Below are 22934 nucleotides of genomic sequence, written 5' to 3' on the forward strand. Positions count from 1 at the left end.
GGTTCTGAGGGGTTTGCTCTGGGTCATGGGGGTACCGCTCTTCCATTGAAAAACGTCGCTGAAGGGTAAGTCGCTGAAGGGTAATCGGGGTAAGAGGAACTACTTATTCTTCTTTTTCTTCGGCCACTTCAGCGCCGAGGGAATAGAGAACCTCGATGACTTTGAGTCCTTCTTCGAGTCCTCCGAGGTGTTGGATTTAGCCGGTAGCTTTCGTTCAAAGTCCGACCAATCCTGGGGAAGCGGGCCCAGAGATGCGCGAGTGGAGCTGATAAGAATGCCACCGAGCTTGCGGTTGGCGGAGGCCCCAACCACGGCGCCAATTCCAAATGGCAAAATCTTACCGATGATGGCCAGGCGAGCGTTCTTCATCAAGCGCTTGCGTGCCTCGCGAATCAGCAGGCGGTTTGCTGCACCCAGCTGCGGAACGCCAAGCCGTGGCAGTAGAGAATTTACGGAAGTTTTGGTCTGCTTCCGCAGCGATTCCTCGCCAAGCAGAGAGGCCATAATAGCTGTCCCCTCAGAACCACTCATGGCCGCAAGAATCAGCGTGCGACGGCGTTGCGGATCGGTGATGTCAATATTGCGCAGTGTTGCTGAAGCCAGTGTGTACCAGGCTGATGCTTCCAGAAACAGCAGCGATTCACCGGTAACCGCAGCCAAGCCCGTAATCATGCCGACGCCGGGAAGAACCGCACTGCCGCCGGCGGCACCACCGGTGCCAGTGACCAGGTTGAGGTAGTGGGAATCAATACGTTCCTGCACCTGCGCCGGAGTTTCATCTTTTTTGCGCTTGTGTAGGGAACTGACGTACCCGGTGATGGCAGACGACTGCCAGCTCATGGTCTTATCCAGGGTTTGGATAAGAAGGGTTCCCAGTTTTCCGGCATCACGTTCGATCGCTTCGGGGGTTGAGTTCACCGCATCAGTTACTGTGCGAGTTGAATCCTTCTTCGTCTTTTGAAACAAAGTAGTAGACCTCCTAAACGGGTCCGTTGAGAGCCATATGCCCATATAAACACTACTGAGCTGTGGGGAAATTCCGTAGTCGGTGGAAAAATAGACAGGTGTACGGCGATTAACACAGTCGATAGAAGGATGAGACTGGTGAACGATGTCACGCGGGGTGCCGCATTGCCTCCCGAGTACTCCCAGCTTTTGGCGGACTTTCCTCGGTTTTCCGCAGATGTCACGCCTCACGACGGCGCTGCGGAGTGGCACCTTTCTACCGAAGCTGTAGCCGCCGGAATTGAGGCTGGGAGAAAGCTGTTTCCCATGCCCGAGGTTGAGGTGGATACCCGTTTCCAGGCCCAGTTGTGGTGGTGGTCCATGTGCGGAGCATTGGTAGGGCCATCGCTGGCATGCGTGTTGGTGTCCGATCGAGTTCCAGTGTGGCAGTGGTCTTCTTGGCTCACATTTCTTCGAGATGACTACTGGGTTGGTTTCCAAGCTCAACAGTTTGAAAGCATTTCCGCTGAGGATGCGGATGAGCTGAAGGATTCCGGCGAAGCACTGGCTCATTTCTTGGAGCCGTTGGCTCAGGTTGTTGGAGAAGTCGGGGAAATCAAGCCTGCCCCTCTTTGGGCCGTGGCTGCCGATGCCGTAGCTAACGCCGCAATATCCGCCGGTAATGAGCTGATGGAGCCCTGGCGTGGAGCGCTTATTGGCAAACATGTCGTTGAGGGAATACAGCGAGTACATCGGGTCCCTCTTCCTCGTTTCATGGATTCCTGCGAAGGCGAAGTGCACCCCTGGGATGAAGCTGCTGCTGAGGCGGGAGAAGAACCGGACTTCGATGTAGTTACTCACCTGGAGAGAGCTACTTGCTGCATGATTTATCACAGCCCAGACGCCGACCTGTGTGTCTCGTGTCCGAAACGTTCGCGTGAGGAACGCCATCAACTCTGGGCACGCTACTGAGCGCTCTGTTTTCGAGAATTGACAGCTAGCTTGCTGCCCCTCGACCGGCCGCGTTGGCGGCTTTGATGCGACAAGCGCACTGCCGGCGTGATCTTTCGCAGCAATTGCCGGGGGCATGAGCCGCCCCATGATTGCGCGTTTGTCGCTACGATTGGCTGCGGGTAGAGGCCAATTATCTTTCAAGGGAGGATTCCACCCATGAGCTTTTTCGAGCAGATTGCTGCGGCACTGGACCGCGAGGGCATTGAAAGCCGTGTCAACGATGACACCCTCTTCGTTCCCATTACCTCTGACCTGGAGGTTCAGTTCGTCACCATTGATGAGGACATCCCGGCTGCTGAAGTTTACGTAGCCGCTGCCGATGTGGATGATGAGGACGACGAGTTCGAAGCTGTTCTGGTCTCCGCTGTATTCTCCGTCGAAGACGCCGTCGCGGCAGTCGCCCACCATGTAGCTACTGACCAGGTTGTTGGCCTGCTGCGCACTCTGCTCGATGGCGATGATGACCGCATTGCTGACTTGGAGTTTGAACAGGACCCCGAAGAGGCAACCTTGGTCACCTCCGAAGTTGGTACCTCCTCGTTGGTTCAGGTTTTGGTAACTGCCCACAACAACGAGCCCAGCGCACACGTCCGCTTCATCTCCCAGGACGCAAACTTGGACGACATCGTCGACCAGGCCATCGCGGAGTTCTGGGACTCGGACACTGAAACGGTTCTCACCGATGATGACCGTCGCAAGATGTTCGCTGACCTCTACTCTGATATCCAGACCTTGCGCAATGAGGTCCTGACGCTGGGCACCTTCAAGGACTTTGACAAGCTGATGGATGTCCTTGCGCTCGTGGTAGACCGCGCAGAGGAATGGGAAGATCAGCTGGCACCCGTCGATGATGGGTATGCGGAGTACATCTACTCTGATCACGTTGCCTCCTTGGACGAGGATGATGACGACGAGGACGATGATGACCTCTACGACGATGGCGACTATGACGACGAGGATGACGAAGAAGGCGACGACAGCGAGTAGCCGTACTGTGGCAGCACTGTGACCAGTGCTAAGCCGCTGAAGGGCGAGAAGAAAAGAGCTCGGTAGGACACGGCAGTGGCCGCGCGTCCCTGGTGCCAATCCAGCTATAACGGCGCCCGGGGAGTGCGAGGTCAGTGCCGTTTTCGTGTATCTTGCTGCAGTCTCGCGCACGATGGAGAGCCTCAGCCACAGCCCGAGTACGTCGGCGGTTTTCTTCCCGCGTCCGATTCGAACCGCCAATTCCGCGGAGGACTACCTCCGATGAGGATTCCACCTTGACGGAAACGGAGTACATGAACATGGGGTCATCCTTCAGGATGAAGTATTCCGCGTGCACGTCGGCAAGCTGGGAGACCAGTGCGCGAGGAAGCGCTATCCGTGACGCGCGGACGGTGACCACAGGCCCGTCGGGAAGCGAGAAGGTGTGATCTAGCGCGCCGGGCGAATGCCTACGGCCGATGGTGGGGTGGCAGAGGATTGTGCGGATGAGGTCGAGGTCTTCGAAACATTCTGCACGGTAGGTAGCGGATAGTCGGGGAAGAGCTAGGCGGCGATGAATGGGAAACTCGTCTGCTGTGTTCATGGCTCACAAGTTATCGAACACCCCGGACTCACATTTTCGAACATATAGAACTAATGTTCGAGATATGTTTAGCATCAATTGGCTACCCAAGTGGGGGTAGTCAATTGGCTAGGTGCCTGGTGTTATTGCAGGGACATGTGGGGTTGTGGAAACGATTCGATAACGACTTTTGTAAAAGTCCAAGAGTCTGAGAAAACGCTATTTCTGGGGGTGGGGTGGTGGATTAGTGTGGGGGATGGTCCTAAAGGAAAACTAAAAATTTGAAAGATTCGTCTCAATGAAGCACGCAAGAAGTCGAATGGCGGTATCGGCTTTCGCAGCACTTTTGTCCTTGGCAGCCCCGGTCGCGGCACATGCTGTCGTGGTTGGCCCGGGTGACCCGATTCGAACTCCCATGGAGGGAAGCCCGTGGGATGGGCACCGAAATGTCAACTCGCCGATGTGTTCGGCGGGTGTTCCTGGGACGGTGACGGACCGCAATGGGGAAAAGCATCGGGTCATGTTGACCGCAGGGCACTGTGTGAATGATGCTCCGGATGTGGGTCTGCCAATCGTTACCGGTGAGGTGTATGTGCCAACCACCGAAGGCGATAAGCGCATTGGTACGACAGGTGCTCACCGTTGGGAAGTGCCGCAGGAAGATGTCGGACTGGAGTCGTTGCCGGCGGCCTTTAATGGTGCAGACTATGGAGTAATCAACCTTGATCCGGACGTAGAAACTACCGGCGCAAGTTACTCCATCGATGAAAATGGTCAGAGCTACGGGGAGCCTGTAGCGATGACTGGCATTCAAGACAATGAAGATCTGCCGCGTGGCGAGGTCTCCTTCGATAATTTTGGCAAACCTATCTGTAAGGACGGCATGCGTACTGGACGTGCCTGTGGCTATCAGGTATTTCGGGCTCGAAACGGCATTTGGACGGTTGGTATTGGCGTTGACCATGGTGACTCCGGCGGAAATGCCTATGATCCGACCACTAACGAAGTTATTGGCGTAAATTCGATGACCTTCGGTCCGGTCTCGCGTGTGATGCCCGCGGATATTGCCATTCAGGAGGCCTACGGCATTCCCGATGGTCAGGTAAATGACCACTTCGAGGTATCGGATTCCACGGCTCAGCGCGACTCCTCCTACCGCACCCTCAATGAGGATATGGCGGCGGATCAGGAGTATGCCCGGGCGCAGGATTCGCAGGCTTCGCAGGAAGCTTCTGTACCGCAGTTAGCTGATCTTGTGGACCAGCTGCCGCAGTCACCGCAGCTCCCTGAACTGCCACAATCGCCCCAATTGCCACAATCGTCACAGCCGTTTGAGCTGCCTCAATTGGCAGAAATTCAGCTTCCAAGCTTTGAGGGCTAGCACCAGTCTGAGAATCTGACAAAAATCACCCCCGAACCGTTAAGAGAGCCAGAATCATCCAAGGCGGATGGTTCTGGCTCTTGCATTGCTGTTGAACAAACCTTTTGATGTGTAATGCGCGTGCCGTGAAGGCGAATGAACGGTTCCTCGACTGAGAATTTCACCCTAGGTTCCATTTTTGGAGAGCTTTGTAAAGGTGTCCCTAATACACTGAGTGGGACAAGTTTTCTGTACAGAAATGGAGTATCGCACACTATGGCCAGTTCAAAGAAGGTCGCCACACTCACGGCTGCACTGTCGGTAGCTGCGGGTGGCTTTGTGCCCGGAATCGCGGTAGCTGAGGCTGCACCGGCAAACTCGGATGTTGTCATCGGCCCGGGCTCGCCGTTGCGAATGCCGTTCCCGAGCAGCAAGAACATCGACGGACGGCATGTTCAGTCCCCGATGTGCTCTCTGGGAGTTCCCGGCACCGTTGTGGATCAGAATGGCGTTTCGCATCGTGTCATCATGACTGCCGGTCACTGTGTTGTGGCGAAGGATACTGAAACCGGCGAAGAGGTCACCGGCCAGTTCTTCATCCCAACCAAGGACGGCGACAAGCTGGTCAACAAGGACTACATGGGCACCGATATCATGCCGGAAGAGGGTGACTTCGACGAAAACACCACTATGCCGGAGTTCTTCAACGACCTCTTCAATAGCGGTGACTACGGCATCATTGAGGTTCAGGACGACATCAAGACCACCTCTATGTCCCACTCTGTTGATGAGTTCGGCAACGTCCACGGCGAGCCGGTTCAGATCGTCGGTATCGAGGACAAGCGCACTCTCGAGCCGATGGAGATTTCTGTCGACAACTTCGGTGAGCCTGTGTGCACCGACGGTTCCCGTACCGGCCGTGGCTGCGGCTTCCAGGTCTTCCGAGTCCGCAATGGTGTCTGGGCTATCGCTCCGATTGACCACGGCGATTCGGGCGGAAACGCTTTCAACCCGGAGACTCGCGAGGCCATTGGCGTTAACTCCATGGGCATCGGCCCGCTGAGTCGCTTCCAGCCGATTGACGTTGCTCTTGAAGAGCAGTACGACATCCCGGACGGCCAGGTCAACGAGCGCTTCAAGGTAGAGACCTCCACTGAACCGCAGTCCGAGTTCCGCACGATTGACGAGGACTCCCAGTACACCAAGCAGCACGTCCCACAGGAAGAGCCGGAGCTGGGCCCGATTGGCGAGCTGCTCCCAGAGGGCGTCGAGGTCCCGCCGGAGATTGCCGACATCATCTCGGAGAGCCCGTCTCTCCCGGAGCTGCCGATTCCTGAGCTGTCGGGTGCGACCGCTCAGGCAACGCAGTCTGTCAGCAACATTTCCTCGCAGGCGAACCTGCCGAGCCTGTTCTAATCAGGTCACCGCAGTCTCGTAGATAGGGCGTTCGCTTTACGACGCTCCGTTCAACCCCCTATTCCGCCACAGTGGCGGGGTAGGGGTTTGGCTTTCGTTAGTCAATCGGCTTTGCGTGAAGGTACTCGAAGAATGTGTCGGGAACGGGATGTTCAAGGTGAAGCTTCATTGTGACAACATTCGAGTCTTTCCCCTTAACCCCCTTCATTTTTGCTTGCTGGGGATCACTTGGAGTGGCTTCGCCAAGGTAGGTGAATCCTTCATCTGGTAAATCATCCCTGCGTACAAACAAATGGATAGGGAATTTATGTTGGATGATGCTCTGGACTTCCTGACTCTTTAGCGTCCTATTTGAACGTGTAAACCAACGCATCGTCGAATGGTCAATGAATTCATCCTCGTATGCGATGCGAGGAGCAAGCCCCTTGTGCTTTCGGTAGTTTACAAAGATTGGAATCGTCTGCGAGTGGGAATCAATCTTATAGCCATTTAGCGTGCCTGATTGATCCGACCGAAGCCTCAAAAGACGAGAAACATCCTTTCTGGAATAGCGTTGATTGCGGCGAAGTACACCCGTGAAATAATCATTTTCGCGGGACAGGAAAAGACCAGTTTGAATGATGTCATCCACATGCTCTCGAAAGCTGTTTGGATATGACGAATCCCACTTGTTGTATAAAGTCAAAAATTCCTCAGTCAGACTGTAACGTGAGGTTTCGTCATCGTACCGGACCAATCTAATTTCTTCGTAGGCCCGCTTCGGGTAAAACTCGAGGTTGAGTACTCGTTCGACAACAGAGAGATCCAGCTCGCTGTGAGAAACAGCCCTTGTGTCGAGTAATTCTGAAAACTCTTCACGTGTGATGGAACCATGCTTAATAAGCTGGTCAAGTAGAAGTAACTCTTGGGGTTGCTTTCCGGGAAGTAGCTCGCGGGACAAAAACTTCAAGTATTCACTCTGCTTATCCGTTGGTCCTGTTGCTGCTTTGTCCACCTGGTGCAGGAGTTCCCAATAATTCTTGGTACGCCTGGTCGAGATGACTGTAGGGTCAACGAGATTGAATCGAGCAAAATCCATTAGTCGTGGTACACGATTCAGTCGGTACTGGAGAAGTTGAATATCCTTTTTAAATTCAGCAATCGTGTCCACCGAGGCTGTATCGATGGCTTTAAGGATCTTCTCCTTGGCAATTTCATCAAAGCTCACAGTGGAGCCCGATGGGATATTCGAGGGATCAACGACTTTGCTCTTGAGCTTCGACTTATTTCTAGATGAATCTCCGAAAAGAGCCATCGGGATCATGTAATTGTTCTTGTAGTTTCCAATGAAATCAATTACTCGGAGATGGTCTTTTCCTGGGGCTTTGCGAAGGCCACGGCCCAGCTGCTGGGTAAAAATGATGTTTGATTCGGTGCCGCGCAGCATCACTACTTGATTTACTGCCGGAATGTCGATGCCCTCGTTGAAAATATCAACGGTGATGATGTAGTCGAGTTCGCCGGCAGATAACTCCGCTACGACAGCATTTCGTGTCGAGATTGAGTCTTCACCTAGAAGCACCTTCGTCCGTAGCTGCCGGCCAAAGAGCTGCTTTTGGTTGAGCTGCTCCGATAGCGCTTTCGCTTCGCCTTTCCGACTGCAAAACATGAGCCCCTTAACTCTCTCAGGAAACCCGTAGACACGGAGCTTCTCCAGGAGATAGTCGATACGATCTTCAGCGACGAGAGCATCGATGGATGCAGTCTTATCACCGATCGCTCGAACTCCATCATCAAAATCGGTGACACCGAAATAATGGAATGGTGCGAGCATGTCGGCTTCAAGAGCGGCTTGCAGTCGGATTTCGTAAGGAACGTTGAAATCAAAGAGGCGAAAGATGTCCCCTGAATCTGGACGCTCGGGAGTTGCGGTCAAGCCGAGGACAAACTCACTGTTGAAGTATTCAAAAACTGGCTTGTAGGAATTAGCAGCGCCACGATGAACCTCATCAATAATGATGAAGTCAAAGGCATCTGGAGAAAAGGTTTTGTAAGTCGATTGGGAATACAAGGATTGAACTGAGGCAAAAAGGTATCGTGCATCAGTTTCTTTTTTCCCACCAACCAAGAGTCCAAAGTCGGCCTCCGTAAGCTCAGAACCGGAGTAGGCAAGTACCTTTTGGAACTCACTCTTAGTCTTTTCCAGAATCTGTTCCCGGTGGGCAACGAACAAGACGCGCTTGGCCTGTGCTTCTTTAACTGCTAGTGCAGCAAGGATCGTCTTCCCCGTGCCGGTAGCGGAAATTATGAGGCCTTTCCGCTCGCCTGACTGCCTCAAGTCAGCGATATTCGACAGCGCTACCTGCTGCATTTGATTGGCGATAACTGGGCCCTCGGGCAGCAACTTTGTGTGCGTGTTTTTCGAAACTGGAGGTACGCGGTTCTGTTCGTACTCATCGACCCATTGATGAGTTAGTGGGATGCAACGGTTACGTTGCATATCAATGGCCGTCTCAATTTGGAATGTGATATCACCATTCTGGTGACTGGAAAAGTGCAGATTCCACTCTTCGTTTTCCTGGAGCGCCTTTTGCGTCAAATTTGTGCTGCCGACGATGGCTGAAAGCTCAACCTCTTTGTAAAAGAGGTATCCCTTTGGATGAAAACCCCGGTGATGATCCTCAGGGTAGATGTAGATGTTCAGTCCCTCAATTTCGAGTAGTTCTCTGAACATCGATGGTGAATTGAAATCAAGGTAGTTCGACGTGATGATCGTCATTGGGCCAGAAAACTGAAGGAGATCCTCCTTCAGCATGGCAAGGGCGGCCGGAGAAATAAATGCTACTGAAAATATGAAACTCGTAGCGGTGCGTAGCTCCTCGCGGAGCGCATTGTACATAGTGGCCGACTCATCGTTGCGAATGAGTCGGGGATTGTATTTTTTGTCGGCAACGATGTTCTTATCGATGAAGCCGTAGCGTAGGTCTCCGACCAGGGAATTCATCATTGTTTTAGCATACTAAATGCACGTTGCGTCGCTTGTATTGATTACTGTTCGTTTACAAGAATGTCGACTGTAGGGATGTCCGCTGGCGCCCAATCAACGGAATAAAGTTCGACCGGTTCTAACCAACGATATTCAGTGTGCTCCGTTAGCTTGATTTCGGGAGAAGAAACGGAACAAAAGTATGTCGCAAGTGAGATAACGGCGAAGTCATACTCATGGTCGACAGTGAGAATGTGGTTCCCGATCTCAGCGTCAAGTTTTAGCTCTTCTCTTAGTTCACGGGCTAGAGCCTCACGAGGGGACTCGCCTTCTTCGATCTTTCCACCGGGGAATTCCCAATAGTTTTCCATCGAGCGACCTGGGCCGCGTTGTGCGGCGAATATTTTTCCTTCGTAGGTAAGAACGGCACCTACAACTTCGATTCGTTTTTTCATCTCAACTCCGCGTTCTGTCATTGCGCCTCATTCTAGTAATCGTCACTGTTTGCAGATCGGGCTATGGTGAACTCTTGGGCCTCTTATGTTCTCTTTTGCACAGTAGAAAGGACCGTTACCTTGTCAGCTTCCCGTTCGCGCGACCTGCTTCGTCGTAAAGCAAAGTGCGAATCTCAGCCGGATATCGCATCGGAGGTGGGAAGCAAACCACAAGGTCTGAATCCTCGGCAGGGTGAATTAGACCGGACTAAACAGCCGATTCCGCGAGAGATTTGGATTCTGGTCAGCGCTGCGTTCATCATCGCGCTGGGCTTCGGGCTAATCGCGCCAATCTTGCCGCAGTACGCGCGCAGCTTCGATGTGGGTGTGTTCGCGGCCAGCTTCGTGGTCAGTTCATTCTCCATTTTCCGGCTAATCTTCGCGCCGGCATCGGGCTCACTAGTAGAGAAGCTCGGTTACCGGCGCACGTACCTAACCGGCATCAGTATCGTCGCGTTCTCGACTTTGCTCGTCGGTATTGCGCAGACATATTGGCAACTGCTGGCGTTTCGTGCACTCGGCGGCATCGGTTCGACGATGTTCACGGTCTCGGCAATGGGGCTGATTGTGCGGATTTCACCGCCGGAGATCCGCGGTAAGAGCTCGGCCGCCTACGGCACAGCCTTCCTGTTGGGCAATGTCTTTGGCCCAATCATTGGTGCTGCAATGGGCGCATGGGGCATGCGGGTGCCGTTCTTCATCTACGGTGGCGCGCTGATTGTGGCAACGATTGTGGTCGGCATGTCGCTGAGTGCAGAGCACCTTCGCCACGTAGTGCCAAAGCGCACGACTCCAGTGCTGAAGTTCTCCGAAGCAATCCGCGACTCGGCATATCGAAGCGCACTAGTCGGAGCTTTCGCCAACGGCTGGTCGAACTTCGGCGTGCGCGTCGCGATTGTCCCGCTGTTCGCTGCGGCAACGTTTTCCCATGTCGGTGCCCCAGAACCGGGCAGCGATGGGGCAGTAGCTGCCACTGCCACAGCTGGTTTCGCGCTGACGGCCTTCGCACTCGGCAATGTTACGGCACTGCAGTTTTCAGGTCGTTTGTCCGACCGCATCGGCCGTCGCCCTCTGCTCATCACGGGGCTATTTATCAACGGCGTGTTCACGGGCGCTATCGGATTTAGCAGCGGCGCCATTCCGCTACTGATTCTCTCCGTCCTTGCGGGCTTTGGCGCTGGCATGATTAATCCATCGCAGCAGGCTGTGCTTGCCGACGTCATCGGCGCCAACCGCCAAGGTGGAAAGGTGCTCGCCAATTTCCAAATGGCTCAGGACTTCGGAGCAATCTCCGGCCCGCTGATTGTCGGCGCAATCGTGGATGCCGCAGGATTCAAGGCCGGTTTCTTTGTTTGCGGTGTCATTTCGCTGGTCGCAATGGTGGGCTGGATCTTCGGGCGCGAGACTCTACCAGCCCACTCGTCGAACAGCGGAGCCAAAGAAGCCGAAGCGAAGACAGCTTAAGCAGAAGCGGATTTACTAGTTTCCTTGCCTTCATCGAGCTTTCGGCAAATAGCCACATAGATAGCGCCAGTGATGTTGTGCACCACAGCGGCCACCGCGCCGGGAAGCGCGGCCTCCGGGGTAAAGAACTTCGCTGCCATACCGGAGGACAGGCCAGCGGACTGTGTGCCGACCTCCACGGCCACCGTGCGCTTGCCCGCAGTCGGCATCCCGACCAGCTGGCCTGCAAAGAAGCCGAGCACGTAGCCCAGCACGTTGTGGATGATTACAGCCACAAACACAATGAGGCCAATGTGCGCCAGGCTCTCCGCATTCTTGGCCACGGCACCGAAGACCACGCCGCCGATACCGAGGATGGAAATCCACGGCAGAATCGGCAGGATTTTATTAATAAACGAGTCGGCCACAAAGCGAATGATCAGGCCACCAACCACAGGCAGGAGGACTGTCTGGCAGAGGCTCCACGCCATCCCGAGGCCGTCGACCTCCGTGTGCGCGTCGGCAAGCACGAGCATGAGAAACGGCGTCATGATTGGCGAAACTAGCGTCGACACACTGGTCATGGCGACGGACAGCGCGACATCACCGCGTGCCAAGTAAGCGATAACGTTCGATGAGGTGCCGCCTGGGACGGAGCCCAGCATCAGCAGGCCGACGGCGAGTGCCGGGTTGAGTCCGAGGGCTTCAGCCACGGCAATCGCCAGCAGCGGCATGATGACAAACTGCGCAATGACGCCGAAGAGAATCGCCAACGGGCGCTTAGCGACCTGCTTAAAGTCCGGGATGGTCAGGGTGAGGCCCATCGCGAACATGATGATCATCAGGAAGTACGTGATGTAATCCGTCAGCGGAGTAAACGGGGCGGGGAAGAAGAATGCCAGCGCCGAACCCGCCAAAATAAAGCCCGGAAACCCGAGAACTTCAATCATTGCCGAGAGCTTCGACGGCTCCTTATCCGCCTGCCCGCCATTCCCAGAAACCTCGTCAGTAGAATGTGGTTTTAGCGGGGACTGCCGGGGCGATGACGGCTGCGGTTCAGATGAATTACTATTGCTGGGCATTTTCGAGCGACCTTGGGTTTATACGTTGTGTAGTTGCAAAAGTCCGCCGAACGGTGGGTGTTCCACGGCGGAAAATAGCTGATATGTGTACAAACTTGTAGGGAAAATGTTAGCCACCTCACCCCAGGAAATTACAAAATAGGCACCCCGAAGTGGGTGCAATGCGCTCGCTTAACGACGGCCCCAGCGCCGGGGCCTCATCCAAGAAATCGACCGCCTAGTGTTGTGACCTTGCGGACAGGAAATGGTTTTTTGACCGACGGTGGCGTAGTCTGGGCAGTCGGTGTGAAATCCTGACGACAATGTCGCAGAGAATCTGGCAGCGGTATAAATTCGCTGGTGAAACGCTTGAAAGTGCATAGTGCATGATGGGCGCCCCTCCTCGGAAGTAAAAGCTGAATTGGGTTTGGGCGCAATTTTTCGAAGTATGTGCAAGAGAAGCGATGTCATCGCAATTCCGACGTGAGAGCACTGAAAAACAAGAACGTAAATTGGGCGGGTCATGTATGTGCGACCCAACTGTGAGTAATCAACTGTTGAATATTGAGTGTGCGGGCGAAAAGGCCCAGGAAGAGCCCCAAATGGCTAATAATGAAATGAATGGCAGCGTCGAGGAAAACCGCGAGGATCAGCGCGAAAACCGCGAGGACGCAATTGTGAAGGCCGAGGATGTAGTGGCCGAGGAAGCACCGGTGGTCGAAGAGAAGGCCGCCGAGGAAAAGACCGAAAAGTCCGAAAAGGCTGAGAAGAAGGCCGAAAAGAACAAAGACGACAACGGCGACGACGCCGTCGGCTTCGATGAGCTTGAGCTGCCAGATGACATTGTCAATGCAGTTCGCAAGGTTGGGTTTGAGACTCCGTCCCCAATTCAGGCTGCAACTATCCCGACGCTGATGAGCGGCCGCGACGTCGTCGGCCTGGCTCAGACTGGTACCGGTAAGACCGCGGCGTTTGCGCTGCCGATTCTGGCTCGCATTGATCGCTCCGTCCGCGCACCACAGGCTCTGGTGCTCGCTCCGACCCGTGAGCTGGCGCTGCAGGTTGCGGACTCCTTCCAGTCGTTTGCTGATCACCTGGGCAAGATTCAGGTCCTGCCAATCTACGGTGGTCAGTCCTATGGAGTGCAGCTGTCGGGTCTGCGTCGAGGTGCGCAGATTATCGTCGGCACGCCTGGTCGTGTCATTGACCACCTGGAGAAGGGCTCGCTGGACATTTCCGACCTGCGCTTCCTGGTGCTGGACGAGGCCGATGAGATGCTGCAGATGGGCTTCCAGGAGGATGTCGAGCGCATTCTTGCCGACACTCCGGATGACAAGCAGGTCGCGCTGTTCTCGGCTACCATGCCGGCCGCGATTCGTCGCCTGTCCAAGCAGTACCTGACGGAGCCGGAAGAGATTACCGTCAAGTCCCAGACTCGCACTGCGGACAACATTCGCCAGCGCTTCCTGATGGTCAGCCACCGCAACAAGCTGGACGCGCTGACCCGCATCCTCGAGGTCGAGGAATTCGAAGCGATGATTATGTTCGTGCGCACCAAGCACGAGACCGAGGAGCTCGCCGAGAAGCTGCGTGCCCGCGGATTCTCCGCTGCGGCCATCAACGGCGACATCCCGCAGACTCTGCGTGAGCGCACGATTGATCAGCTCAAGGACGGCCGCCTGGACATCCTGGTGGCAACCGATGTGGCTGCTCGTGGCCTGGACGTTGACCGCATTTCCCATGTGGTCAACTACGACATTCCGCACGACACCGAGTCCTACGTCCACCGCATCGGTCGTACCGGCCGCGCTGGTCGCTCCGGCGAGGCGCTGCTGTTTGTCACCCCGCGTGAGGGACGCCTGCTGCGCTCGATTGAGCGTGCAACCAAGTCGCAGCTGCACGAGATGAAGCTGCCGACCGTCGATGAGGTCAACGACTCTCGCAAGCAGAAGTTCGCTGATGACTTGACCGAGGCACTTGCTGATTCGCAGGTTCCAGTCTTCCGCGAGCTCATCGAGGAGTACGCAGAAGAGCACGACACCCCGCTGGTTGATATCGCTGCTGCTATCGCTGCGCAGGCACAGTCGGGCGACTTCCTGATGAAGGAGCCACCGCGTGGCCGTCGTAACGACCGTGACCGTGATCGTTTCGACCGCGACCGCAACCGTGGCCGCGATGGTCGCTCCCGTGGTGAGCGCGGTCAGGGTAAGCGCGCTGACCTGGTCGAATTCGACCGCGAGGGCACCGCAACCTACCGCATCAGCGTCGGTCGTCGCCAGCACGTCCGCCCGGGTGCCATTGTGGGCGCCATCGCCAACGAAGGTGGCCTGTCCTCCAAGGACTTCGGACACATCGACATCCGTGGCGACCACACTCTGGTTGAACTGCCGGCCAACCTGCCGCAAGAAGTCATCAACAACCTCTCCGATACCCGCATCTCCGGCCAGCTCATTGGGCTGAAGCTTGACGACGGCACCTCGGTCGACGACAGCGATAACTACCGCGGTGGCCGTGGTGGCTACCGTGGCGATCGTCGTGATGGCGGCCGCGGTCGCGGAGGATACCGTGGTGGTCGCGGTCGCGATGACCGTCGTGGTGGCGGACGTGGCCGTGGTGGCTACCGTGGCAACTTCGATGACGGTGACGATTTCGGTGGCCGTGGTCGCGGTCGGGACGATCGTCGTGGTGGCGGTCGCGGTCGTGGTGGTTACCGTGGTGACCGTGATGACCGTCGCGGTGGTTACCGAGGCGGACGCCGCTAAACCTGCTAGGTGAGGTGAGCGGGGGTGGTCGTCGTCAAGCGACTACCGACTACCGCTCTTGGCGCTGACCTAGAAAACAAAAAACTGCCGGTGCGCATGTACTTCCAAGCCCTAAAAAGTCGGGCCGAAACGTACAGGCGCACCGGCAGTTTTATTGTGTCTGAACGGTGAGCTCTAGATGAAGAACATCAGGATGCCGGCGACAACCCACAGCAGGGAGAAGATGCCGGAGAACATGGCCAGCTGGCTCTTCTGCTTGTCCCAGTCGAGCTCTTCAGCCTTCTTGCGACGCTCGATGAACTCCGGATCGCCAGCGTCCTCGTCTTCGTCAGCGATGCCGAGGCCGGCCATCATCAGACGCTGACGCGGAATGACCAGGAAGAACAGCAGTGCCCAGGCGATGATAGCCAGCAGGATTGCGGCGTGCATTGCCCCGGACTTCATGTAGGTCGACACATCGGTGAACATGACACCGAAGCCGAGCAGCGGCACGAGCAGCGACCACATGCCGTAGGTGCGCGAAATGGCGTGCATGGTGCGCGCGGCGCCGACCGTTCCAGCCTCTCCGCCGCGGGCTGCAAGCGCGAGCTTCGGGAACATCGAAATTGCGACAGTCACCGGTCCAAGCAGCAGAATTGCCGCCAGGACGTGAACCATAAGAACTACGTTTTGCACGTATTACCTTTCCACGACTGAATGTAGGCCTCGCGTTCAAGCGAGGAGTGGCCTGGATATTTCTTTATTAAGACCAGTCCTTAACTTAACGTGCTCGCACTATTTTCTCTATTTCGTGCCTTTCCTCGCGCGGATTCCACACACAGTGGCCATCGCCGTCCAGTCTGCCGACGATACGGGCAGGTCCCATTTAATGGCCACCGCTAAGTAACGATGCGAGTAGTCACACGCCTTCGCATCCTCGGGAAGCCATTCCGCCGGGCTGGCATCTCCTTTATCCCGGTTGACCGCGCTTCGCGTGGGCACGAGGTTGGTCTCGATATCGTTGGCAAATTGCCGACGCCTTTCGGAATCCCAGGCGTAGGCTCCGAAATCCCACGCCGCTGCCAACGGATAAATGTGGTCGATATCGACCTCATGCGCACCAACTGGGTCACCCGTGTAAGGGTCGGGGATTTCGCGCGGGGAGCCGTCGTCAAGCGAACATGCAGAGCCCCCGAACCACGCCGCCAACACTTTATGGCGTGTATTGCAATCGGCAGAACCTGCCCAAACGTCGAAGTGCTCGCGCTTGTATCCGGTGACGGTGGGGCGGTCGGCGACGACGCGCACGGTGCGCAGTTGCTTGACGACGGCTTCCGTCTCCGAGCCCGCGGGGGAGGAGGTGACGAGAACTCGCGTAAGCGCAAAGGATGAGACAAAGGCGGCAGTCAGGGAGGCGGCCAGGATGGCAAATAAAAAAGGGCGCATACCTAGTTGGGCGCGAAAAATACTTTTTCGGTTCCCTTGTAGGTATGCGCCGGGGCTAGCCTGCGGGGCTAGCGGAGGCCAAGCCTAGATCAAAGCGTTAGACCAGAGCCTGCTTTGCTGCGTGGTCGAACTCTTCCTTGATCTTCTCGTTCGGCTCCTTGGTAAGCAGCGTGACAATAATCATCACGACAGTTGCAGCGGCGAAGCCCGGTACAATCTCGTAGAGAGTGTCGCTGAGCGAGCTCATGCCCCATGCGAAGGAGACAACCGCACCGGTGATCATGCCGGCAGCAGCACCAGGGGTGTTCAGACGCGACCAGTAGAGGGCGGCCAGCAGAATCGGGCCGAATGCCGAGCCGAAGCCAGCCCACGCGAAGCCAACCAGATCCAGAATGGAGCTGTTCGGGTTAGCAGCGATGATTGCGGCGATGATGGCAATCAGCGCGACGGCGACGCGGGAGAGCGTCATGTAGGTCTTCGGACGCAGGGACTTGTTGACCGTTGCCTTGAACAGGTCCTCGATCAGCGCGGAGGAAGACACCAGCAGCTGCGAAGAAATGGTGGACATGATTGCTGCCAGCACTGCAGTCAGAATCAGGCCTGCAATCAGCGGGTGGAACAGGATGCGGGTCATGTCCAGGAAGATGGTTTCGTAGGAAGACGCATCAGTGACCGAAGCATCTGGGTTCGTAGCGAAGAAAACAGTTGCGGTCAGGGCCACGAGGACGGAGCCGAGCATGCACAGTGCCTGCCAGCCAACGCCCCAGCGGCGACCCTCAGTTGCGTCCTTTGCACTACGCAGAGCCATGAAGCGGACGATAATGTGCGGCTGGCCAAAGTAGCCCAGACCCCAGCCGAGGAGACCGATAATCGTGATTAGCGGAATGCCAGCGAACGGATCGAAGAAGGTCTCAACCGGCTGTCCCTCGCTGCCCGGGTACGGGTTGTTAGCAGCAAAGCTGAAGATGTCCGAGAAGGAGTTGCCGTTGTTAATCAGGTAGATAATGCCGACAGTCGGAACCGTCAGCAGCGCAATGAACATGATGATGCCCTGCACCGCGTCCGTGTAGGAGACAGCAAGGAAGCCGCCGAAAAGAGTGTAAGCGACAGTAATCCCCGCAACCAGCAGCATGCCGACGAGGTAGCTGCCACCGAACGTCGACTCCCAGTAGCGGCCACCTGCGACCATGCCCGAGGAGACGTAGAAGGTGAAGAACAGCAGAATAATCAGGCCTGCGGAAACGCGCAGTACCTTCGACGTATCGTGCAGACGGTTCTCCAGGAACGACGGCACGGTAATCGAGTTACGCGCAATCTTGGTGTAGCTACGCAGGCGCGGTGCGGTGAACTTCCAGTTCAACCATGCGCCTGCGACCAGGCCGATTGCAATCCAGGTCTGATTCAGGCCTGAAAGGTAAATCGCGCCGGGCAGACCCATTAGCAGCCAGCCGGACATGTCCGATGCACCCGCTGACAGTGCTGCGACGAACGGATGCAGACCGCGACCGCCAATCATGTATTCGTCATACTCTGCGGTCTTTTTCCATCCGGTCCAACCGATGTAGACCATCAACAGCAGATAAATGACTAGTGCGATGATGAACCATGTTTGTTGGTCCACAGGGCAACTCCTCATTATTTATTAGGCGTACAGTCGGACTCACGCACTGCCCAGCACGCCGGAAACCGTTTCCTAGCGCATCACTCAATTTCGTTTGAGCCAGTCCGCTTGACGACGTTCACAGCGTCGCAGCAACATCGAGCCAGAAAGTGGCCGACAGAAACAGCAGAACCTGCGATTCGCAATGAAACACAACTTCAGCTTCCGGGCTGTCTACGACAGTCAGCGGAGCCTACTGGCACATGCGAACCATGGCAGAACTATTGCACGAGTCACACATTTTTAATTCTTGTAGCTCATACGACGTTTGCATGTGATGCGCTGCATTGCAAGATAAGAAGCGTTGAAAAAGGTTTTAAAAATCGGTTAAGTGCGACAAATTACCTGGGAAAAGGGGTATTTGGGTAGAAGGCGACTAATTTTTGCAAGATACATAATTCGAACATGCGTGCTAATGTTGTGGTGTGGTGGAAAAGCTGATCCGGGGTGCGTGGCAGAATCTTCATTGAACAAATATCTGGTGGCGAAGCCGCCGGGTGATTAGACGGTGATGGCTGAGCAAGCAGTGGGGAGGAAGTAATGGGCCAAGTTGCTAAGTCAGCGGTGCCGTTGCTGCTGCACGCGGTCTGGAAGGATGATTCGGGTCTTCACCTGTGGGTGGAGCGGCCAGAGGGGCACCGGATTATTGCGGACGTGGATTTGCTGGAAGTTCCGGCGCATCAGCGTCGGCTTTTTGCAGTCCTGGACCGGGGGAGCCGAGCGCAACTGACGCTAAAACTGCGCACGCCGAAGGGCCGGGCTGTAGAGAAAGCGGTACCCACATGGGTGTTCCCGCCATGGGCTGCTGTGACAGCACTGGTGCAATTGCAGGAGGAAGTTTCCTCGGCGGCGATGGCACCGGATCTTAGGTTCTTTGTAGATGTTGTACAGGGATTGGATGCTTTCGCACGCTCTGGGCGGGCATTGGTGGCGCTGACGTGGGAAGACAATGAGTGGTGGCCGACGTGGCGGATGTCGGAGGGGTTGAGTGAGATTGCCTGGCAGAGTCAGGTCATTTCCCGTACACCACCGGTGTTGATTGATAACGGAGGTGCCACGGTGGCTGAGGATTTCATCAATAGGATGTTTCATTGGGTCACCAACGCGCTCCTGGCCGATTTGGATGAACCGGCAGAACAGCGTCAGAGTTTCGTGCGGTCGCTGTTGCAGTCGGAGTCCCTGGGGCGTGCGACGCCGGGGGTGGCGCAGTCGCTGGCAAAGTGGAGGCTGTCGGCAGATGGCGAGGATGTTCGCCTGCAGCTAATGGTGCAGGAACCCGTTGGTTTTGAGGGACAGCTGGAAGACTTGCCGGATGTGGATCTTCCGCAACTGTTGGAGTTGCGGGATCGAGCGGATGACGAAGGCGGCTCAGTAACTCGCTTCAACCCTCGTTCAGCTGCGGTGGAACATGAGACTCTGTGGCCATTGCGGATGTACTACCGCATCGGCGTCGCAGCTCCGGAGCGCCTGAACCCAGAAATGTGTCGCCGGTCCGTGTTGTCGCTGCTTCGCCCGCAGCTATTGGCTGCACAAGAGGCATTCCCAACGCTCAAATATGCGAAGGCAGCGGGCCACCCGGGCTTGGATCTGCTGCTGACCTCAGAGCAGCTGATAGAGCTTATGACTGATGGCATCTCGCAGCTGGCAAAGGTCGATATCGATGTGATGCTGCCGCCGAACTGGAAGTCGGTGGAGACCACCCTGCAGTTGCACACTGAAGTCGTCCAGTTAGACCCGACGGGGCCTGCTGGGCGCCGTTCGGAACCGAAACTCGGATTTGACCAACTGGTTGATTACGAGTGGAAGCTGGCCGTGGGGGATGCCGTACTGACGGAAGCGGAAATGCGTGAGCTCGCTGCATCGAGTACGGGGCTAGTGCATCTGCGAGACCATTGGGTGCACGCGAATCCAGAGGTAGCTAGAGAAGCCCTGAAGTTTTTGGTGGAACAGACCAAGGCCGGAGAGGAAACCGGTAAGGGGCAAGCCACCCTGAAAGAGTTGGTCTTCGACGGTGGCTTGGAGTCGCAAGCACCAGCAGCAGTGCCCGTCGCCCCTAGGGACCCTTCTTGGCTCAAGGCGTTGGTGTCGAAGTACTCAGACGGTTCTACGGCCCGCGCAGAGTCGGTCGAGGTGCCACCGAGTTTTGTCGGTGAGCTGCGAGAGTATCAACAGCGCGGTGTGGAGTGGCTGGCGGATATGTCTAACCGTGGCTTCGGCGTCATTCTCGCTGACGACATGGGGCTTGGTAAGACTGTACAAATTCTGGCGCTGTTGGAGTATGAGCGCTGCCGTCGTCAAGCGGATGCGACGGATCAAGAGCACAAGGCTTCGCTTCTGGTCGTTCCGACAGGTGTGCTGCGCAATTGGGCAGCAGAAGCGGCAAAGTTCACTCCAGAGCTCAAGGTTGGGCTGCTGCATGGTTCAAACCGTCCTCATGGTGAAGAACTACAGGAATTTATCGGAAAACACGATGTTGTTGTGACGACCTATGGTGTTGCTACCCGCGATGTGAACGAACTTTCCCGAGTGCAGTGGGATCATGTGATTGCTGACGAAGCGCAGGCAATTAAGAACCCCAACGCCCAGGTATCCAGAGCGCTGCGGAGCCTGGGCTCGCGACACAACATCGCCATGACTGGTACTCCGGTGGAAAACGACTTGGGCGAGCTGCGCACCATCATGGATTTCTGTAATCCAGGCATGCTGGGCTCGGCGAACGCCTTCCGCAACAAGTTTGCGATTCCCATCGAGCGTGATGGGAATGCAGAAATGCTACTGCAATTGCAGTCGATTACAGCACCTTTTATCCTGCGCCGACTCAAGTCGGATCCAGCTATCGCGCCGGACCTGCCCAAGAAGAATGAGCAGGTGGAGGTGGTTCCTCTCACGACGGAGCAGGCTTTCTTGTATCAGGAGGCCGTGAAGGACATCGAGGACAAGCTCAAGCGCTCGAAGCGGAATCGCTCTGGCAACTTCGGGCGAAAGAGCATCATCCTCGGCGGCATCATGAAGTTGAAGCAGATTTGCAACCACCCAGCGCACTACCAGCACGACGGCTCAGGGCTGCTTAATCATGGGCAGCATCGCTCGGGCAAGGTTGCACGGCTGGAAGAGCTCGTCGATGAGATTGTCCAAAACGGTGAACGCGCGCTTGTGTTCACGCAGTTCGTGGAGTTCGGCAAGATGCTCGCCCCTCATTTCAGCAAGCGCCTGGGCGTGGACATTCCGTTTATCCAAGGGGCAATGACTCCGGCACAGCGCGAGAAAGTAGTGGCAGAGTTTAATGCCCCGGACGGCCCACCAATCATTTTGCTGTCTACTCTCGCGGCAGGTGTTGGCATCAACCTGGTTGCCGCCAACCACGTCATTCACATTGACAGGTGGTGGAATCCAGCAGTCGAAAACCAGGCCACGGACCGCTCTTACCGCATCGGTCAGCGCAAAGACGTACACGTGCACAAGCTGGTCAGTGTGGGAACGCTGGAAGAGCGTATCGACGAGCTGATTTTCGAGAAGGCAGAATTGGCCGATGCGGTTGTGCGCGCTGGTGAAACCAAGCTGACGGAGATGGACTTTCACCGTTTGCGGTCTCTGTGGCAATTGGACAAGGACAAGATTCAGTCACTGCGTGAATCGATGGACGCAGCGGAGTCGAAGTCCGGTGGGACGGTGACTGATGGGGTGAACCCGGAGGGCAGGGCATCAGATTCTGCATCCTCGGATGACGATTCGATTCCCAACAATGTGACCCCGTTTAGAGTCCAGAAGAGGTGGTACTAATGGCCGGTGACGGAGACGTGACATGGGGCGACAATGTCATCTTTGCCGAGTTTGGCAAGGGTCCCTCTGGAAAGCGTGGTCGTAAAAGGACTACGGCGCGAAGCGCGCCAGCAACCAGCTCGACGATTGAAAAGCTCCTGGCCACTCAGGACTGGGCTGGTGCATTTACCGGACAGCAGCGACGCGGAACCGCAGCGCGCGTGGCGGTCGAGCCACGTACTACTTTTGCCCGGTGGGTGTGGGAGTTCATCATCCGTGGCGCCGATTCGGGTCGTGTTCACAGAGGTGAGAAGTACAGGTTCGACGGCAATGTGCTGGGGCTTCGAATCGCGGATGGTTACATCATCGGTGAAGTGCAGGGCAGCCAGCCGGAACCATTTTCAGTCTTTATTCGGTTCCCACGGCGGGAGCAGAAACAAACTGACGACGTACTGCGGTGGTTGGTGAACAATCCGTCGGCCTTCACAGAGTTTGAGCACGGCGAGTTGCCGTATGAGCAGATGGAAATGCTGTTGTGCGACGGCGAAGAGCACATTTACAGCGAATGCACCTGCCCGGACCCGGCACCTGTGTGTAAGCACACCGTTGCAGTTGCCGCTCAACTTGTCGCTGATATCGACCGCGATCCGCTGTCGCTACTGCAGCTGCGCGATTATCCGCAGCGCGAATTGCAACGCCGGCTTCAGGAGCTAACACAGCTACGAAACCGGACTGCGCCGAAGCGCCTCGGGCTTGGCGGAGCGGTTCGGGAGGATCCCGATAAAACCGCCCAGAACTCGGATGGCGCTGGTGGAAAAGATGGCGGTGACAACGAGCAGAAAAAGGTTGCCGAACTTTTCGCTGTCGAAGCCGATTACTGGGGCAATGACTTGGAACGAGTCAGTGTTCCTTCGCTCGAGGTTATTGACCCACTAACAGTTACCGACCGCAGTTTGCTGCATGAAGCATTGCAGCCAACCTGCGTAATTTCGAGAGAGACCATTCGTGCAGTCGCTGATTTGGAAGATTGTTGGCAACATCTGCAGGAATCGCTGAGCCTGGGACAAAAGGAGCGCTAGTC

Annotated in this window: 16 protein-coding genes; 8 read left to right on the forward strand and 8 right to left on the reverse strand. The window is 56.0% G+C overall.

Translation table 11 applies throughout. The annotated features are described in order from the left end of the window. Nucleotides 1–99: 99 nt before the first annotated feature. On the reverse strand, nucleotides 100–966 hold the full coding sequence (locus tag NQ014_RS01000) for a hypothetical protein (RefSeq protein WP_038628387.1): 867 nt from the start codon (nucleotides 964–966) through the stop codon (nucleotides 100–102). A gap of 129 nt (nucleotides 967–1095) precedes the next feature. Here NQ014_RS01000 and NQ014_RS01005 point away from each other — a divergent pair, with 129 nt between their 5' ends. Then, a complete protein-coding gene (locus NQ014_RS01005) occupies nucleotides 1096–1917 on the forward strand; it encodes a (2Fe-2S)-binding protein (RefSeq protein ID WP_257073129.1) in 822 nt (273 codons plus the stop codon). Nucleotides 1918–2115: 198 nt separating this feature from the next. Continuing rightward, the gene (locus NQ014_RS01010; protein WP_070601567.1) at nucleotides 2116–2946 is read left to right on the forward strand and encodes a hypothetical protein; all 831 of its coding nucleotides are present in this window, start codon (nucleotides 2116–2118) and stop codon (nucleotides 2944–2946) included. Between the two features lie 28 nt (nucleotides 2947–2974). Here NQ014_RS01010 and NQ014_RS01015 read toward each other — a convergent pair whose 3' ends face one another. Beyond that, entirely contained in the window at nucleotides 2975–3529 is a 555-nt protein-coding gene (locus tag NQ014_RS01015; RefSeq protein WP_257073130.1) for a hypothetical protein, read from the reverse strand. Nucleotides 3530–3827: 298 nt separating this feature from the next. On the opposite strand from NQ014_RS01015, the gene NQ014_RS01020 reads away from it, so the two are divergent. After that, nucleotides 3828–4889 carry a hypothetical protein gene (locus NQ014_RS01020; protein WP_049194128.1) on the forward strand — a complete coding sequence of 354 codons (1062 nt, stop codon included), beginning with the start codon at nucleotides 3828–3830 and terminating at the stop codon, nucleotides 4887–4889. Nucleotides 4890–5144: 255 nt separating this feature from the next. Further along, nucleotides 5145–6284 carry a S1 family peptidase gene (locus NQ014_RS01025; RefSeq protein WP_257073131.1) on the forward strand — a complete coding sequence of 380 codons (1140 nt, stop codon included), beginning with the start codon at nucleotides 5145–5147 and terminating at the stop codon, nucleotides 6282–6284. 97 nt (nucleotides 6285–6381) lie between these two features. Here the strand turns inward: NQ014_RS01025 and NQ014_RS01030 are convergent, their stop codons facing one another. Together NQ014_RS01030 and NQ014_RS01035 are read right to left on the reverse strand one after the other, a co-directional pair. Then, the gene (locus tag NQ014_RS01030) at nucleotides 6382–9270 is read right to left on the reverse strand and encodes a DUF3427 domain-containing protein (RefSeq protein WP_257073132.1); all 2889 of its coding nucleotides are present in this window, start codon (nucleotides 9268–9270) and stop codon (nucleotides 6382–6384) included. A 41-nt stretch (nucleotides 9271–9311) separates the two neighbouring features. Continuing rightward, the gene (locus NQ014_RS01035; protein WP_149420935.1) at nucleotides 9312–9704 is read right to left on the reverse strand and encodes a (deoxy)nucleoside triphosphate pyrophosphohydrolase; all 393 of its coding nucleotides are present in this window, start codon (nucleotides 9702–9704) and stop codon (nucleotides 9312–9314) included. Nucleotides 9705–9824: 120 nt separating this feature from the next. Between NQ014_RS01035 and NQ014_RS01040 the strand changes: the two genes are divergently transcribed. Then, nucleotides 9825–11207 carry an MFS transporter gene (locus NQ014_RS01040; protein ID WP_257073133.1) on the forward strand — a complete coding sequence of 461 codons (1383 nt, stop codon included), beginning with the start codon at nucleotides 9825–9827 and terminating at the stop codon, nucleotides 11205–11207. Here the strand turns inward: NQ014_RS01040 and NQ014_RS01045 are convergent. After that, nucleotides 11204–12136: a bile acid:sodium symporter family protein gene (locus tag NQ014_RS01045; protein WP_257073134.1), complete on the reverse strand. Its 933-nt coding sequence runs from the start codon at nucleotides 12134–12136 to the stop codon at nucleotides 11204–11206. The two genes, NQ014_RS01040 and NQ014_RS01045, sit on opposite strands and share 4 nt — an antisense overlap. A 638-nt stretch (nucleotides 12137–12774) precedes the next feature. Between NQ014_RS01045 and NQ014_RS01050 the strand changes: the two genes are divergently transcribed. Then, the gene (locus NQ014_RS01050) at nucleotides 12775–15009 is read left to right on the forward strand and encodes a DEAD/DEAH box helicase (RefSeq protein WP_373467689.1); all 2235 of its coding nucleotides are present in this window, start codon (nucleotides 12775–12777) and stop codon (nucleotides 15007–15009) included. A 174-nt stretch (nucleotides 15010–15183) separates the two neighbouring features. On the opposite strand, the gene NQ014_RS01055 is transcribed toward NQ014_RS01050, so the two are convergent. The 3 genes from NQ014_RS01055 to putP form a co-directional block, all read right to left on the reverse strand. Next, entirely contained in the window at nucleotides 15184–15684 is a 501-nt protein-coding gene (locus NQ014_RS01055; protein WP_257073136.1) for a DUF2269 domain-containing protein, read from the reverse strand. A 108-nt stretch (nucleotides 15685–15792) separates the two neighbouring features. Beyond that, the gene (locus NQ014_RS01060; protein ID WP_257073138.1) at nucleotides 15793–16434 is read right to left on the reverse strand and encodes an HNH endonuclease family protein; all 642 of its coding nucleotides are present in this window, start codon (nucleotides 16432–16434) and stop codon (nucleotides 15793–15795) included. A gap of 97 nt (nucleotides 16435–16531) precedes the next feature. Continuing rightward, entirely contained in the window at nucleotides 16532–18055 is a 1524-nt protein-coding gene (putP, locus tag NQ014_RS01065; protein WP_101687640.1) for a sodium/proline symporter PutP, read from the reverse strand. Nucleotides 18056–18634: 579 nt separating this feature from the next. On the opposite strand from putP, the gene NQ014_RS01070 reads away from it, so the two are divergent. Further along, on the forward strand, nucleotides 18635–21874 hold the full coding sequence (locus NQ014_RS01070) for a DEAD/DEAH box helicase (RefSeq protein WP_257073141.1): 3240 nt from the start codon (nucleotides 18635–18637) through the stop codon (nucleotides 21872–21874). Beyond that, a complete protein-coding gene (locus NQ014_RS01075) occupies nucleotides 21874–22932 on the forward strand; it encodes a hypothetical protein (RefSeq protein ID WP_257073142.1) in 1059 nt (352 codons plus the stop codon). The genes NQ014_RS01070 and NQ014_RS01075 overlap by 1 nt, the downstream gene beginning before the upstream one ends. The last annotated feature ends 2 nt before the right edge of the window (nucleotides 22933–22934 follow it).

The sequence above is a fragment of the Corynebacterium sp. 5QC2CO genome, assembly GCF_024580435.1.
In the GTDB taxonomy this organism is placed as follows: domain Bacteria; phylum Actinomycetota; class Actinomycetes; order Mycobacteriales; family Mycobacteriaceae; genus Corynebacterium; species Corynebacterium jeikeium_D.